General features: G+C 67.6%; 17 protein-coding genes. 8 read left to right on the top strand and 9 right to left on the bottom strand.

All coding sequences use genetic code 11. The annotated features are described in order from the left end of the window. Position 1: 1 nt before the first annotated feature. Positions 2-226 (top strand): hypothetical protein, encoded by a 225-nt coding sequence (locus O5O43_RS11450; protein ID WP_271084015.1) that lies wholly within the window; start codon positions 2-4, stop codon positions 224-226. On the opposite strand, the gene O5O43_RS11445 is transcribed toward O5O43_RS11450, so the two are convergent. Then, positions 223-441, bottom strand: coding sequence for a hypothetical protein (locus tag O5O43_RS11445; protein WP_271084014.1), 219 nt, complete (start codon positions 439-441; stop codon positions 223-225). The genes O5O43_RS11450 and O5O43_RS11445 overlap by 4 nt on opposite strands. A gap of 197 nt (positions 442-638) precedes the next feature. On the opposite strand from O5O43_RS11445, the gene O5O43_RS11440 reads away from it, so the two are divergent. The 4 genes from O5O43_RS11440 (at position 639) to O5O43_RS11425 (ending at position 3,700) form a co-directional block, all read left to right on the top strand. Beyond that, positions 639-1,253: a superoxide dismutase gene (locus O5O43_RS11440; protein ID WP_271084013.1), complete on the top strand. Its 615-nt coding sequence runs from the start codon at positions 639-641 to the stop codon at positions 1,251-1,253. Positions 1,254-1,428: 175 nt separating this feature from the next. Beyond that, a complete protein-coding gene (locus tag O5O43_RS11435; RefSeq protein ID WP_271084012.1) occupies positions 1,429-2,358 on the top strand; it encodes an MBL fold metallo-hydrolase in 930 nt (309 codons plus the stop codon). Positions 2,359-2,508: 150 nt separating this feature from the next. Continuing rightward, positions 2,509-3,126 (top strand): 30S ribosomal protein S4, encoded by a 618-nt coding sequence (gene rpsD / locus O5O43_RS11430; protein WP_271084011.1) that lies wholly within the window; start codon positions 2,509-2,511, stop codon positions 3,124-3,126. A 184-nt stretch (positions 3,127-3,310) separates the two neighbouring features. After that, positions 3,311-3,700, top strand: coding sequence for a hypothetical protein (locus O5O43_RS11425; RefSeq protein ID WP_271084010.1), 390 nt, complete (start codon positions 3,311-3,313; stop codon positions 3,698-3,700). Between the two features lie 4 nt (positions 3,701-3,704). Here O5O43_RS11425 and O5O43_RS11420 read toward each other — a convergent pair whose 3' ends face one another. The 7 genes from O5O43_RS11420 to radC all read right to left on the bottom strand — a co-directional run bounded on the left by O5O43_RS11420 (position 3,705) and on the right by radC (position 8,040). Continuing rightward, a complete protein-coding gene (locus tag O5O43_RS11420) occupies positions 3,705-4,130 on the bottom strand; it encodes a thioesterase family protein (protein WP_271084009.1) in 426 nt (141 codons plus the stop codon). A 2-nt stretch (positions 4,131-4,132) separates the two neighbouring features. Next, positions 4,133-4,492: a Grx4 family monothiol glutaredoxin gene (gene grxD / locus O5O43_RS11415; RefSeq protein ID WP_271084008.1), complete on the bottom strand. Its 360-nt coding sequence runs from the start codon at positions 4,490-4,492 to the stop codon at positions 4,133-4,135. Between the two features lie 71 nt (positions 4,493-4,563). After that, the gene (locus tag O5O43_RS11410; RefSeq protein WP_271084007.1) at positions 4,564-5,463 is read right to left on the bottom strand and encodes an aldo/keto reductase; all 900 of its coding nucleotides are present in this window, start codon (positions 5,461-5,463) and stop codon (positions 4,564-4,566) included. A 4-nt stretch (positions 5,464-5,467) separates the two neighbouring features. Continuing rightward, a complete protein-coding gene (locus O5O43_RS11405; RefSeq protein ID WP_271084006.1) occupies positions 5,468-5,710 on the bottom strand; it encodes a BolA family transcriptional regulator in 243 nt (80 codons plus the stop codon). A 67-nt stretch (positions 5,711-5,777) separates the two neighbouring features. Then, entirely contained in the window at positions 5,778-6,308 is a 531-nt protein-coding gene (locus O5O43_RS11400) for a GNAT family N-acetyltransferase (protein WP_271084005.1), read from the bottom strand. Then, positions 6,305-7,300, bottom strand: a complete 996-nt coding sequence (locus tag O5O43_RS11395) for a N(4)-(beta-N-acetylglucosaminyl)-L-asparaginase (RefSeq protein ID WP_271084004.1) — start codon at positions 7,298-7,300, stop codon at positions 6,305-6,307. The genes O5O43_RS11400 and O5O43_RS11395 overlap by 4 nt, the downstream gene beginning before the upstream one ends. Beyond that, entirely contained in the window at positions 7,300-8,040 is a 741-nt protein-coding gene (gene radC / locus O5O43_RS11390; RefSeq protein WP_271084003.1) for a DNA repair protein RadC, read from the bottom strand. The genes O5O43_RS11395 and radC overlap by 1 nt, the downstream gene beginning before the upstream one ends. Before the next feature lie 156 nt (positions 8,041-8,196). Here radC and O5O43_RS11385 point away from each other — a divergent pair, with 156 nt between their 5' ends. Further along, complete coding sequence (locus O5O43_RS11385; RefSeq protein WP_271084002.1) at positions 8,197-10,059, top strand: S8 family serine peptidase; 1,863 nt, start codon at positions 8,197-8,199, stop codon at positions 10,057-10,059. Then, positions 10,056-10,682, top strand: coding sequence for a Pr6Pr family membrane protein (locus tag O5O43_RS11380; protein WP_271084001.1), 627 nt, complete (start codon positions 10,056-10,058; stop codon positions 10,680-10,682). Before O5O43_RS11385 ends, O5O43_RS11380 begins: the two co-directional genes overlap by 4 nt. On the opposite strand, the gene map is transcribed toward O5O43_RS11380, so the two are convergent. After that, the gene (map, locus tag O5O43_RS11375; RefSeq protein WP_271084000.1) at positions 10,679-11,497 is read right to left on the bottom strand and encodes a type I methionyl aminopeptidase; all 819 of its coding nucleotides are present in this window, start codon (positions 11,495-11,497) and stop codon (positions 10,679-10,681) included. The two genes, O5O43_RS11380 and map, sit on opposite strands and share 4 nt — an antisense overlap. Positions 11,498-11,847: 350 nt before the next feature. Between map and O5O43_RS11370 the strand changes: the two genes are divergently transcribed. Further along, positions 11,848-13,161, top strand: a complete 1,314-nt coding sequence (locus tag O5O43_RS11370) for an outer membrane protein transport protein (protein ID WP_271083999.1) — start codon at positions 11,848-11,850, stop codon at positions 13,159-13,161. Positions 13,162-13,167 lie beyond the last annotated feature (6 nt).

The following is a 13,167-nucleotide window of genomic DNA, read 5'->3' as shown; positions in this document are numbered from 1 at the left end:
CATGACCACCGGTTCTCAGTACGACGACCTGTTTGCGGCCTTGTGTACCGAACTGGGCCACTGCCTGCACGACAAGGGGCAGAAGAGGGTGATCGCGGCCCTGCCTTCGGGGCTGGACGCGACGGTCAAGGTGGTGCTGGAGGCGGACGGGGTCGACTTTCTCAATGCGCCGGGAAGTCTGAAGCGGGCGGTGCGCGACTGCCTGAAGGCCAATCTGCCGACTTAGAAGGGGAAGGCCGCACCTCGTCCGGAGCACAGTCTTTCCTCGACCCTCTGATGGATCTTGCAGCGCAATTGCTTGCGACGCCTCAAGGTCTCGTGCAGCGCGTCGGCGACGCACAGGATTTGTTCGTCGCCCATGAACTCGGCCGCGTCGATCAACTCCTGACACAGGGCGTCGAGCGCGTGCTGGCTGAGTTTCATTGGCGCGTCGGCGAGCATCTGACCCATCGGCCTCTTTCCCTTCGCACCAATCAAGGGTTGTGGTCGGATCGTGTTCCCGGGAAAGATGCTTAAGCGACGCTCACCAAGCTTCGTGGCTTGGAAAAAGTCGTCGTCCGCGCACTTCAAACCTTTGGCTCCCGCGTTGGGAGCCCTACATGCGCGTTACGGATTCATCGACCACAAGGAACTCCTCAATGGCCTTCACCCTGCCGCCGCTGCCCTACGCCTATGACGCGCTGGAGCCCGCCATCGACAAGGAGACGATGACCTTCCACCACGACAAGCACCATCAGGCCTATGTCGACAACCTGAATAAGGCGGTGGACGCCGATGCGTCGCTGCAGGGCAAGTCGCTGGAAGAGCTGTTCGCGACCATTTCGACCGCGCCGAAGGCCGTGCGCAACAACGGCGGCGGTCACTGGAACCACGCCCTGTTCTGGGAACTGCTGGCCCCGGCCGGTCAGGGCGGCGAGCCCTCGGCCGAATTGGCCGCCGCGATCGACCGCGACCTGGGCGGGCTCGACAAGTTCAAGGAAGACTTCAACGCCGCCGGCGCCGGCCAGTTCGGTTCGGGTTGGGCCTGGCTGATCGTCCAGGACGGCAAGCTGAAGGTCACCTCGACCCCGAACCAGGACAACCCCCTGATGGACGTCGCCGAACAAAAGGGCGCCGTCGTCCTGGGCGCCGATGTCTGGGAACACGCCTACTACCTGAAATACCAGAACCGCCGCCCGGATTACCTGAAGGCCTTCTGGACCGTGGTGAACTGGAACAAGGCGAACGAACTCTTCGCCGCCGCCACGGCCTGATCCCAGGTCCAAGGTTGCGAAGGCCCCGGAGTGATCCGGGGCCTTTTCGCTGGCCGGCGGTCTGACAGTTCTGCAACAGGTGGCCGGGCATGACCGGAGGGCGCGGGGTTAAGTCTGGCGCGCGACGCACGCCGACCTATCTGAGCCCCGCCGTTCTTCCCGCACAGAGGCTCCCATGACGACCCAGTTCAAGCTCGCCGCCGCTCTGATCCTGTCCGGCCTGATCGTCGCCGGATGCCAGAAGCCCGCAGAGAAGGCGCAGGCTCCGGCCGCGCCGGCGGTCCAGCCGACCGCCAGTGTGGACGTCTACCCGTTCACCATCGGCGCGCTCCAGGCTGTGGCGCTGAAGGACGGCGACCTCGTTCTCGACAACGCCAAGGGCCAGAGCCCGTGGGCGGACAACGCCGGGGTCGCAGAGGTTCTGCGTCCGACTGGCGACACGAAAATCCACCTGTCGATCCAGCCGCTCCTGATCCGCGGCGACGACAAGGTCGTCCTGATCGACACGGGGGCGGGCGGCGGCATGGGCACCCAGGGCAAGCTCTCGGCCTCCCTGGCGGCGGCGGGCGTCCAACCGGGGCAGGTGACTGACATCCTGATCTCGCACGGCCACGGCGATCATGTCGGCGGCCTGGTCAAGAACGACGCCCTGGTCTTTCCCAACGCGACGATCCGCATGAGCGCCGCCGAGTGGACGGCCTTGCAGGCCGATGCCGAACAGGCCGCCCTGATCCCGATCATCACGCCCAGGGTCGAGACCTTTGAGCCGGGCGCCCAGGTGACGCCGTCCATCACCGCGGTCTCTCTGCAAGGCCACACACCGGGCCACACCGGCTATGAGATCGTCTCAGGTCAGGATCGCCTGCTCTATTTCGGCGACGCCCTGCATAGTTCCGTCATCTCGGTCGAAAGGCCGGACTTCGTGAACGCCTGGGACTTCAACTCCGAGGCCGCCGTTGCGACCCGACTGGCTCTGCTCGGTCGTGGGGCGACGCAGACCTTGCGTGTCTACGGCGTCCACTTCCCCTTCCCGGGACTGGGGACCTTCCGCCGTCAGGCCGATGGCTTCGTCTGGGTTCCGGAAAGCGCGCCCGCCCAGCCTTGACTCCAGGGGGCGAGACCCTCATAAGCCCCGCCTTCACGTCACCGGCTCCTGTCGGCGGCGCGAACACACTACGGACGATGCGTGGACCGCCGTTGAGATCGTCCCTCCATTCGCGGAGGGGCCGGGCCGCATCATTTAAAAGAGAACAGAATGTCGAAGCGCCACAGCGCCAAGTATAAGATCGATCGGGCCATGGGTGAGAACCTGTGGGGCCGCTCGAAGTCGCCGGTCAACAAGCGTTCCTACGGTCCCGGCCAGCACGGCCAGCGCCGCAAGTCCAAGGTTTCCGACTTCGGCCTGCAGCTGAAGGCCAAGCAGAAGCTCAAGGGCTACTACGCCAACCTGACCGAGAAGCAGTTCCGCAAGACCTATGACGAGGCCGCCCGCCGCAAGGGCAACACCTCCGAAATCCTGATCGGTCTGCTGGAAGCCCGCCTGGACGCCACCGTCTATCGCGCCAAATTCGTGCCGACCCCCTGGGCCGCCCGTCAGTTCGTCAACCACGGCCACGTCACCGTCAACGGCAAGAAGGTGAACATCGCCTCCTACCGCCTGCGCGTCGGCGACGTCGTCGAGGTCAAGGAAAAGTCGCGCAACATGGCTCTGGTGCTCGAAGCCCAGCAGTCGGGCGAGCGCGACATCCCCGACTATCTGGAGCTGGGCGACCGTGGTTTCTCGGTCCGCTTCGTCCGCTTCCCCGAACTGGCCGACGTGCCGTTCGCGGTGAAGATGGAGCCGAACCTGGTCGTCGAATACTACAGCTCGTAAGGCTTCGCCTTTCGCGCATTTCTTCTGGGCTATCGCGCGTTCGCGCTACTTGAGCCCGGTGACTTTGAAGGCCCCGGAGACATCCGGGGCCTTTTCTGTTTCGTGATCGCGCTGGTGGCGAAAATCAGGTGCGAAATCGCCCGAATTGAGCGATCATGACTCTGCTGAACAGGATTTGACGGACATGGGGTCCATCCGAACGCTAGCCCTGACGGCGGCCGTTGCGCTGACCACGTCCGGCTGCGCCCTGTTCCAGCAGGACGCGCCGACGCAGGTCGCCGCCATGCCGGGGCAGGTGGAGCCGATCCATGCGGCGGCGATCACCCGAGATCTGGCCGTCTTCTGGGTCTCGTCCAACGGTTGCACCGACAAGTCGGACCTGTTCCCGATCGTAGACCACGTCGGCGCCGCTTCGACCATCACCCTGCGCCGCATCGAACAGGACGACTGCGAGACCCCGATCGCCGACGGCGTCGAGGTGATCTGGTCGTTCGAGGAACTGGGCCTGCTGCCCGGCTCGCGGGTGTCGGTGAACAACCCCTACCAGCTGCCGGCGACCATCCCGACGACCTGAGGCCTCAGCGGCGCTCGAAGGTCGGCAGCATGTCGGCGGGAATGCGCGTCGGGCGCATGGTCTGCGCATCGACCAGACACCATTCCGAAACGCCCTGGGCGCACAGCCGGCCTTGGCCGTCCTCGATGCGCACATAGCGGGCGAAGCGGGGCCCTTGCGGATCGCCGACCCACGTGCGGGCCACGGCCGTGTCGTCGGGCATCAGGGCGCGGAGGTAGTCGATCTCGTGCCGCAAGGCGACCCAGGACCATTTCGCCCGCGTCGTCTCGTCGAAGCGGGCGTTCCAGTGCGCGGTGCCCGCATCCTGCAGCCAGCCGACATAGACGACGTTGTTCACATGGCCGTTGGCGTCGATGTGCTCGGGCCGGATATCCAACGGGACCTCGAAGGTCTCGCGGTCCTCACGCGGGTTTAGGGTCTGCCGGGCCACGCCTATTCCTGACCGAGGGGCACGCCTTTTTCGACCATCAGGGCGGTCAGTTCGCCCGCCTGGAACATCTCGCGCACGATGTCCGAACCGCCCACGAACTCGCCCTTAACGTAGAGCTGGGGGATGGTCGGCCAGTCGGTGAAGGTCTTGATGCCGTCGCGAAGACTGTCGTCCTGCAGTACGTCGACCCCGACGAACGGCGCGCCGACATGGTCGAGGATCTGCACGGCCAGCGAGGAGAAGCCGCAGCGCGGGCTGTCGGGCGTTCCCTTCATGAAAAGGACAACATCGTGGTCCGACACCGTCTTCGCGATGAAGGCGTGGACCGGGTCGGCGGCGGTATCGAGAGCTTGGTCGGACACGGGGAGGGACGCCTTTCGTTTCAAGGCGTCAGCTAGGGACGGCGACCCGGCCGGTCAAGGGCGGTGGGCGGTTACGCCGCGACTCTAGCCATCTCGATCTGGGCCGAGAGCCCCGGCGGCATGTCCCGCTCGGGCACGGAGGCGAGGGCGTTCAGGCGCTCGGCGTCGCGCGCGCTGACCAGGACGCTGGAGATGGCTGGATCGGTCATGGCATGGGCCAGACAGATGGCCTCGGCCGTCCAGTTGGGCGTGCGATGCAGGAAGGCGAAGGTGCTCGCCTGGGCGACAGGCGCCGCCTTCGGCTTGCCGAAGCTGAACAGACCCTTCTTGGGCTGGTTCAGCGCGATGGTCTTTTTCTCGGTGTCGAGCTCCGAAGGGAAATAGTCATAGGCCAGGATGGCCATGTCCTTCTCGCGCGCGGCGCGGACGCGCGAGCGAATCTTCCAGTCGACGTTGACGTGGAACGGCGTGCCCAGAACGTCGAAGGCGCCGGTCGAGACATAGGCGTCCATCACTTCGCCCTCGCCCGAGACGCCGAGGTAACGGACGCGTTCGGTGGCGCGCAGGGCCTTGAGCGCATTCAGCGAGGATTGCGGCAGCTCGTCCTCGCCCGGCTCTTCCAGCAGGGCGACATCGATCCAGCCGAGGCCGGAGACATGCAGGCAGCGGTCGATGGCGCCGGTCATGCCCTCGGCCGAGAAGTCCCGCTGCGAGCCGCGGCGGCCGTCGCCGGCGCCCAGCTCCAGGCTGACGTTCAGGAGCTTCCGATCGACGTTGGACAGGGCCTGGCCCACGACCTCAGCCAGCACCGGATCGGCCGTTTCCAGCCGGTAGGAGTTGATGCCGGCCTCCAGCGCCGAGAAGATCAGGTCGTTGGCGGCGTCGACGCCGCGCGACAGGGTGTCGACGCCGAGGCTCAGCGTCAGGGTCGAGATGGCGGCGCCGGATGCGCCGAAGGGGCGATAGCGCATGTGATCAGCCTGTCGTGGAGGGGGCGGAGGTTTCGAGCGCCAGGGCGTGCAGTTCGCCGCCCATGTGGCCCTTGAGCGCGGCGTAGACGAGCTGGTGCTGTTTCACGCGCGAAAGCCCGGCGAAGGCCGTCGAGACGATGCGCGCCCTATAGTGATCGCCGTCGCCCGCGAGATCGTCGATCGCGATCTCCGCGTCGGGAAACGCCTCGATCAGATAGGCGTGCAGGGTGTCGACAGGCATGGGCATGGCGTGAAGAATGCCGCGTAAAGCTTAATGTGAGGCTACATTCCCGCCGGGCTATCGCGTGGAGGCGCTACTTGGGTCCGGGGGCGACACGCTCATGCAGGATCGTCGGCTCGCCGTGATAGGTCCCGTCGGCGTACCGCACGTACCCCAGCCGCCCGGCCAGCCGTAGCGACGCCAGATTGCTCGGTCCGATCATGCAGACGGTGCGCGGCGCCTTCAACACCGTGTCGGCCCAGGCCAGCGCCGCGGTCACCCCCTCGGCGGCCAGTCCCTGACCATGAAACGCCCCGCCGATGCCCCAGCCGAGCTCGGGCGCATCCATCGGCGGCGAGACGTCGCGGTGGTAGTCCAGCACCCCGACCGACCCGACATAGGCGCCGGTTTCCCTCAGCCGCATCGACCAGTTGCCACGCCCCATCGCCGCCCAGTGGCCGATGTCGCGCAGCACCCGAAACCAGACCTCTTCCGCCGACAAACACCGGCCCGTGATGTGGCGTGTGAACGCCTCGTCCCGCCACAGGACGCAGAGGTCGTCGTAGTCCGATAGCTCGACCGGCGTCAGGGTCAGGCGTTCGGTGGTCAGGACCGGGCCGCTCATGCCGGATCCGGGAAGATGGCGCCCGCCCGCTCAATCCGTGTCGCGCCGCGGGTGTCGGTCACGGCATAGGTGAAACCGGGGAGCAGGGCGAGCCCGCCGACCCGTCCGCGCACATCCAGGGCCAGAAGCGCCACCTGATGCCCGGCGAGCGCCGTTCCGCGCAGCCGGACCAGACGCTCCAGCACCTGACGACAGGCGTCGGTCGGCGCCGCGCCCGCGCGCATGGCCTCGACGACCGAATGCGACCCCGCGATCCGGACCACGTCCTCGCCGACGCCGGTCGCGGTCGCCGCGCCCACGCCCGGCTCGACCCATAGGCCGGCCCCCGCCAACGGGCTGTCGCCGACCCGGCCGCGCATCTTGAACGCCATGCCCGAGGTCGTGCAGGCCCCGCCTAGACGGCCCTCGCCGTCGATCGCCAGGATGCCGATGGTGTCGTGATTGCCGGCGCTGCCGGGCGTCCAGCGCCAGTCGGTGTTCTCGCTGTTGGCGCGCGGTCGATAGTCGGCGGTGACCAGCCATTCGCGCCAAGCCGCCTCGGATTCTGGCGTCAGGAGACTGGTCGTCTCGAAGCCCTGATCGACGGCGAACGACCGCGCCCCGACCCCGACCAGCATGGTGTGGGGCGTCTTCTCCATCACCGCGCGGGCGACGGAGACGGCGTGGACCACATCCTCGAGCGCACAGACGGCGCCGACGTTGCCGGACTGGTCCATGATGACGGCGTCGAGCGTCACGTGGCCGTCTCGATCCGGATAGCCGCCGAGGCCCACGGAGTGGTTGGTCGGATCAGCCTCCGGCACACGGGCCCCGGCCTCGACCATGTCCACCGCCGTGCCGCCCGCCCGCCGCCGGGCGAAGGCCTCGGCATTGGCGGCGGCGCCGAAGTCCCAGGTCGAGACGACGCATGCCGCGGCGGCGTCCTGCGCCAGGGCCGGGGCGGGGGTCGCGGCGACGCCGGCGGCGATCAGAAGGTCGCGTCTGGACGGCATCACATCAGCCCGAGTTGCTTGAAACTGGTCACGCCCTCGCGGCCGACGATCAGATGATCGTGGACCTCGACGCCCAGGGACTGGGCCGCGCGGACGATCTGTTTGGTCATGTCGATATCGGCGCGACTGGGCGTCGGATCTCCGGAGGGGTGATTGTGCACCAGGATCATGGCCGCCGCCGAGACCTCCAGACCCCGCCGCACGACCTCGCGCGGATAGACGGGGGCATGGTCGACCGTGCCGCGATTCTGGACTTCGTCGAGGATCAGCTGGTTCTTCTTGTCCAGATAGAGCACCCGGAACTGTTCGCGCGGCTCGTGCTGGAGCGCGACGCGGACATAGGCGAGCAGCGCCGTCCAGGACGAGATCACCGGCCGCTTCGTCGCCGGCTCCTTGGCCACCCTCTGGGCCACTTCGTGCAGGGCCGCCAAATCGAGCGCCGTCTCCATGCCCACCGACTTGGTGCGGCCCCTGGTGTCTTGCGTCTTCACGGTCATCAGGTCCTCGACCGACGCGGCGAGGACGGCGGCCAGCGACCCGAAGCGCGCCAGCAGCGCCTTGGCGATCGGCTTTACATCCCCCTGCGGCTGGCTGCGAAACAGGAAGAGCTCCAGAAGCTCATAGTCGGGCAGGTGATGCAGCCCCGCCGTCCGCGCCCTATGGCGCAGACGCTCCCGATGGCCCGCATGGTGGGGCGGGGGCTTCGGCGTCGCCGTCGATTGATCGCCCTGATCCGTCACGCCGCCCCCTGTTGGCACAACCGCAGGCTAACCGACGGAGGGCTGCGTTCAAGACCTGACGATCAGACCGTTCGTCTCGATCGAACGGCGATCATTCCAGGTTGACAGCGGCCGGCGCGCGAGGCGCCATGGGCGTCCGAAGGACGGGGATGATCGATGTACAAAAGACTGGGCGTCGCGTTGACGGTCGGCGCCCTCCTCGCCGGTCAGGCGGCCCAGGCCCAGTCGGCGCCACCGGTCATCGCCTCCGAAGCCGACCTGCCGCCCACGCGCTTTCCGATGCCTCAGGCGCCCAGCGAGATCGTCATGACCGACGCCTTCGTGACGCAGACGCTGCCGCTGATCCGCGCGGAAGCGGAGCGGATACTGGCGGACTACGACGTTCGCGATCCGAGCATCGCCGGCTTGATGCGCGCCGGGCTCGCCAGCATCGCCTGGCTGCAGGATCGGCCTGAAGACGCCATCGCCCTGACCACGGCTCAGCGCGCGACCGAGACCAAGCCGCAGCTCCGAGCGATCGGCCAGCTGCTCAGAGAGTCGTTCGCGACGGGCCTGACCGCGGCGCCGGCGCAGCGCTGCGCGACCGTCGCGCGCCATGCTCTGGAGATGATCGCTGCGGCCGATCCACTTCTCGTGCGTGACGAAGTCCTGCTGCGTTATGGCCAGATCCAGCTCGTCAGCCCCGCCTACCATATCGGCAGCGCGGCTCTGATCGCCGATCCGGAGGCGAAGGCGCAGGGATCGATCGGAGTGCTGCGCGGGCTCAATCTGGCGAACATGCGGTTCGAGGCCGAGGCCATTCCTGCCTGTCGCTCCGAGGTCGCCGCCGCCCTGCAGGGCTGGATCGACGACCCTGCGCACCGACCGACGGACATCTGGCCGGCGCGCGAACCTTCGTCAGAAGACCTCTCCGGCGTGCGGCCCGTCACCGTCGCGCTCTGGGAGTCGGGGTTCGACCCGTCCCTGTTCTCCGCCCAGATCGCCATCGATCCCGCCGAGCCGCTTGACGGCCGGGACAATGACGGCAACGGCGTGATCGACGACGCCTTCGGCCCCACCTACGACCGCCGGCTTCATCCGACCCAGCAGCGCATGCTGGCCCCGTCGCCCGAGCTAGCGGCGCGGCTGGGTCTGCAGACGGCTTTGCAAAAGGGCCTGACGGACATCGGCTATGGGCTGGATACGCCCGAGGCCCGCTTCGCGGCGCAGCGCTCGCGCGAAGCCACGGCGGACGAACAGCTGGCCGATGTCCGCGTGGCGGAGGAATGGGACTACTGGGCGCATCCGACCTGGGTGGCCAGCGTGATCGCGGACCCGGCCCCCTTCGTCCGACTTTATGCCTTCAACATCCTGCCTTTCGCCCGCGACCCGGACGTCGTCGCGGTGGAGGAGGCCGATGCGGTGCGGATGGCGGCGATCCTGCCGGCGGCGGCGGCCCGCATGCGCGCGGCCGGGGTTCGTGTCGTCAATATGAGCTGGGCCTCCATGGCCGACGAATGGGCCGAAAACCTGCTGACGACGGGCAAGGAGACCGATCCGGAGCGCGCGACCGCCCGTGGGCGCGTCATCGCCGACACGATCGGTCGGGCGGTCGAAGGCGTCATCCGGGACTGCCCCGACATCCTCTTCGTCGCGGGCGCCGGCAACACCGACCAGTCCGATGACAGCCAGGCGGCTATTCCCCAGACGCTGGACCTGCCTAATCTGCTGGTCATCGGCGGGGCGGGGACAGCCGGGGGCGCGGCGGCCTTCACCACCTACGGCGACGGGGTCAGGCTGTTCGCCTTGGCCGAAGGCAATCTGTTGCGCGGACCGGGCGGCCAGGTGCTGCGTCGGTCAGGCACCTCATACGCGGCGCCGATGGCCGCGAGGGCGGCCGCTTCGATGCTGGCGGTGAATCCCGATCTGACCCCGGTCCAGGTCATCGAGGGCCTGCTGGCCACGGCCCACGGCGAGAACGGCTCGACCCTGCCGCTGCTGGATGCAGGCGCGGCCGTGCGCTGGGCGCGGACGCGATGACGTCCGGTCTCCGCTTCCCCGCGGCAGCCCGGGTCGTCGCCGGTTTGATCGCCTTGGCGGCCATCACGGGGGAGGTGCTGTTCTTCGAAGCCAATCGCGCCGTGGTCGGCGGCGATCGGCTGGCCGCCCTGTGGGAGATTGCGGCCTATCTGACCGACTGGTCGAACGTCGCGGTCGCCCTTCTGTTCGCCGGAGCGGCCCTTGGCGTGCCGCAGTTCCAGCGCGGCGCGGCGCTCGGCGTCGGCGTGACCATCCTTCTGGCCGTCGGGATCGGCTACGCCGCCCTCGGCGGATGGTCGGGACTGGCGGACAAGGCGCTGACGGACATCCTGACCCATGTCGTCACGCCCTGGGCCTGTCTGGTGTTCTGGGTTGCTTTCGTCCGGCCGCCTGGAATCGATCTGAAGGCGGCGGCGCGCTGGTTGATCTACCCGGCGACCTATTTCGCTTACGCCGTCGTCCGCAGCGTCTCGGCCGGCGACTGGCCCTATCCGTTCATGGACCCGGCGAAAGTCGGATGGATCGGCGTGCTCGGTTTCAGCCTGGGCATGACGGCGCTGGCCGGCGTCATCGGTCTGGCGTTCGTCGGCCTCGCCCGCCTGCAGTCCCGCGCGCGACGCTAGTTCGGGCGGAAGAGGCCGGTCGGGCTGGCGGTGAAGATCTCGACGCCGTCCTCAGTGACGCCGACCGTGTGCTCGCACTGGGCCGACAGGGATTTGTCGCGGGTCACGGCGGTCCAACCGTCCGAGAGCACCTTCACATGCGGCTTGCCCAGGTTCACCATCGGCTCGATGGTGAAGAACATGCCGGGCTTCAGCACGGCGCCCTCGCCCTTGCGGCCATAGTGCAGGACATTGGGGCTGTCGTGGAACAGGCGGCCGATGCCGTGTCCGCAGAAGTCCCGCACCACCGACATGCGCGCGGCCTCGACGTGGCGCTGGATCACGAATCCGATGTCGCCGAACGTATTGCCGGGCTTCACCTGCTCGAGGCCCAGGGCCAGCGATTCATAGGTCACGTCGATCAGCTTCCTCACGCGGGGGGCGAGGTTCCCGACCGCGTACATGCGGCTGGAATCGCCGTGCCAGCCGTCGACGATGACGGTGTGGTCGATGTTGACGATGTCTCCGTCCTTCAGCACGCGGTCGCCCGGAATTCCGTGGCAGACCACGTGATTGATCGAGGTGCAGACCGTCTTCATGTAGCCCTTGTACCCGAGGCAGGCCGGCAGGCCGCCGCGCTCCAGGGTGAACTGGCGGATGCGGTCGTCGATCTCCTGGGTCGTCACGCCGGGCACGACATAGGGCGTGATCATGTCCAGCGCCTCGGCGACCAGACGGCCGGCGACCCGCATGCCCTCGAAATCCTCGGACTGATAAAGGCGAATGGCGCTGGTCCGGGTCCAGGTCTCGGCGTCCAGCTCGGGGGTCTCGTACATCGTGCAGGGTCTCAAGCGTCGGGTCAGGACTGACCGTTTCGGCCAGCAGATGGCGATCCTAGCACGGAACCTCAAGCGGATTTAGGGCGCCCGGACGGCGTTCGGCGAAACTGTGGCCGGAAAAAGCGCGCTGACGCTGACGAAACGGCAATTACAACCTCATGGTCGTCCATCTTTGACCATGTGAGACAAGTGATCGCTGATCGGTCAGAAAATTACCCCTCTGTGACCGGTTACATTGCAACGCCTTGCCCCGAGGCGCACTTGAGGATCAACGGAGGCCTCCCCGCCTTCTTCTTCCCGACTTCAAGCGGCGGCGCCCATACCGACGCGCCCGAAAAGGATGCTCCATGCCCACATGTCCGACCCTCGCCGGCGGTCTTCGCCTCGCCGTCTGCGCCGCGGCCCTCGCGGCCGTGGCCACCCCCTCGTTCGCCGAGAGCTTCTATCTGAAGGAACAGTCGGTGCGCGGCGCCGGGCGGGCGTATTCGGGCGAAACGGCGGACACGGGCGTGTCGTCCCTGTGGTGGAACCCGGCCTCGATCGCCCGTAGCGGCCGCGAGGTCTATGTCGGCCTGCACGGCATCCTGCTGGATTCCGACGTTGACAACGCGGGCTCGTCCATCGTCTATCCGGGCGGGACGGTCGTGCCGGTCAATGGCCCCGTCGGGAGCAATCACAACGGCGATCCGATCGAGAGCGGGATCGTGCCGAACTTCGCCTTCGCCATGCCCATCGGCGACCGGTTCGCCGTGGGGATCAGCGTCGCTGCGCCCTACAACTTCACGACCAAATATCAGCCAGGCTCCTTCACCCGTTACGACGCCCTGACGTCGGAGCTGCGTTCAGGCAACGTGGGCCTGACGGCGGCGCTTCGGGTCAACGACTGGCTCGACATCGGCGCAGGGCTCGACATCCAGTACGTCGAGGCCACCCTGACCTCCAGCCTGCCGAACCTGTCGCCCCTCCTGCCCGACGGCCGCTCGACGTTGCAGGGCGACGGCGTCGACTATGGCTGGAATGCCGGCGTCCAGGCGCACAAGGGGCCCTGGGACCTCGGCCTCAGCTATCGCTCGGCCATCGAGCACGAGCTGGACGGCGACGTGAACATCTCGGGCCTGCTGGGCCCGATCGCGGCGGGTAACGTCTCGACGGGCGGCACAGCGACATTTTCGACCCCGTGGTTCGCCTCGGCTTCGGTGCGTTATGCCGTCAACGATCGCCTGACCCTGAACGGCCAGGTCAACCGCGTCGGCTGGTCCGAGTTCGACGCCATCCGCGTCCGCTACGGCGCCGGCGGCGACACGATCGTCCAGGACTACAAGGACACGACCGGCGGTTCGGTCGGCTTCGACTACGTCGTCAACGAGCGCGTCACGGCGCGCGGCGGGATCGCCTACGACCCGACGCCGACACAGGCCGGCGAGCGTACGGGCCGCATCCCCGATGGCGACCGCATGCTCTATTCGGGCGGCCTGTCGATCAAGGCGACCGACAGCGTCACCGTCGACACGGCCCTGACCTACATCGCGCTGGACGACAGCGACATCGCAGTGGATCGCACCTTCTACGCCGGCACGGCCGCCGACACGACCAGCCGCCTGCGCGGCCGGGCCTCGGGTCAGGGCATCGCCGCCTCCATCGGAGCGCGCTGGGCGTTCTGATCCCGA

The sequence above is a fragment of the Brevundimonas sp. NIBR11 genome (assembly GCF_027912535.1).
In the GTDB taxonomy this organism is placed as follows: Bacteria; Pseudomonadota; Alphaproteobacteria; order Caulobacterales; family Caulobacteraceae; genus Brevundimonas.
Note: the sequence above shows the minus strand (reverse complement) of the source record. Positions and strands in the feature narration are given on the sequence as shown.

Excerpts from the sequence above, each read along its gene's own strand:
- O5O43_RS11425 (WP_271084010.1), top strand. The coding sequence starts at position 3,311 with ATGGGGTCCATCCGAACGCTAGCCCTGACGGCGGCCGTTGCGCTGACC.
- O5O43_RS11400 (WP_271084005.1), bottom strand. The coding sequence starts at position 6,308 with ATGAGCGGCCCGGTCCTGACCACCGAACGCCTGACCCTGACGCCGGTC.
- O5O43_RS11405 (WP_271084006.1), bottom strand. The coding sequence starts at position 5,710 with ATGCCCATGCCTGTCGACACCCTGCACGCCTATCTGATCGAGGCGTTT.
- O5O43_RS11445 (WP_271084014.1), bottom strand. The coding sequence starts at position 441 with ATGCTCGCCGACGCGCCAATGAAACTCAGCCAGCACGCGCTCGACGCC.
- O5O43_RS11440 (WP_271084013.1), top strand. The coding sequence starts at position 639 with ATGGCCTTCACCCTGCCGCCGCTGCCCTACGCCTATGACGCGCTGGAG.
- O5O43_RS11385 (WP_271084002.1), top strand. The coding sequence starts at position 8,197 with ATGTACAAAAGACTGGGCGTCGCGTTGACGGTCGGCGCCCTCCTCGCC.
- O5O43_RS11410 (WP_271084007.1), bottom strand. The coding sequence starts at position 5,463 with ATGCGCTATCGCCCCTTCGGCGCATCCGGCGCCGCCATCTCGACCCTG.
- O5O43_RS11450 (WP_271084015.1), top strand. The coding sequence starts at position 2 with ATGACCACCGGTTCTCAGTACGACGACCTGTTTGCGGCCTTGTGTACC.
- rpsD (WP_271084011.1), top strand. The coding sequence starts at position 2,509 with ATGTCGAAGCGCCACAGCGCCAAGTATAAGATCGATCGGGCCATGGGT.
- O5O43_RS11435 (WP_271084012.1), top strand. The coding sequence starts at position 1,429 with ATGACGACCCAGTTCAAGCTCGCCGCCGCTCTGATCCTGTCCGGCCTG.
- map (WP_271084000.1), bottom strand. The coding sequence starts at position 11,497 with ATGTACGAGACCCCCGAGCTGGACGCCGAGACCTGGACCCGGACCAGC.
- O5O43_RS11395 (WP_271084004.1), bottom strand. The coding sequence starts at position 7,300 with ATGCCGTCCAGACGCGACCTTCTGATCGCCGCCGGCGTCGCCGCGACC.
- O5O43_RS11370 (WP_271083999.1), top strand. The coding sequence starts at position 11,848 with ATGCCCACATGTCCGACCCTCGCCGGCGGTCTTCGCCTCGCCGTCTGC.
- O5O43_RS11380 (WP_271084001.1), top strand. The coding sequence starts at position 10,056 with ATGACGTCCGGTCTCCGCTTCCCCGCGGCAGCCCGGGTCGTCGCCGGT.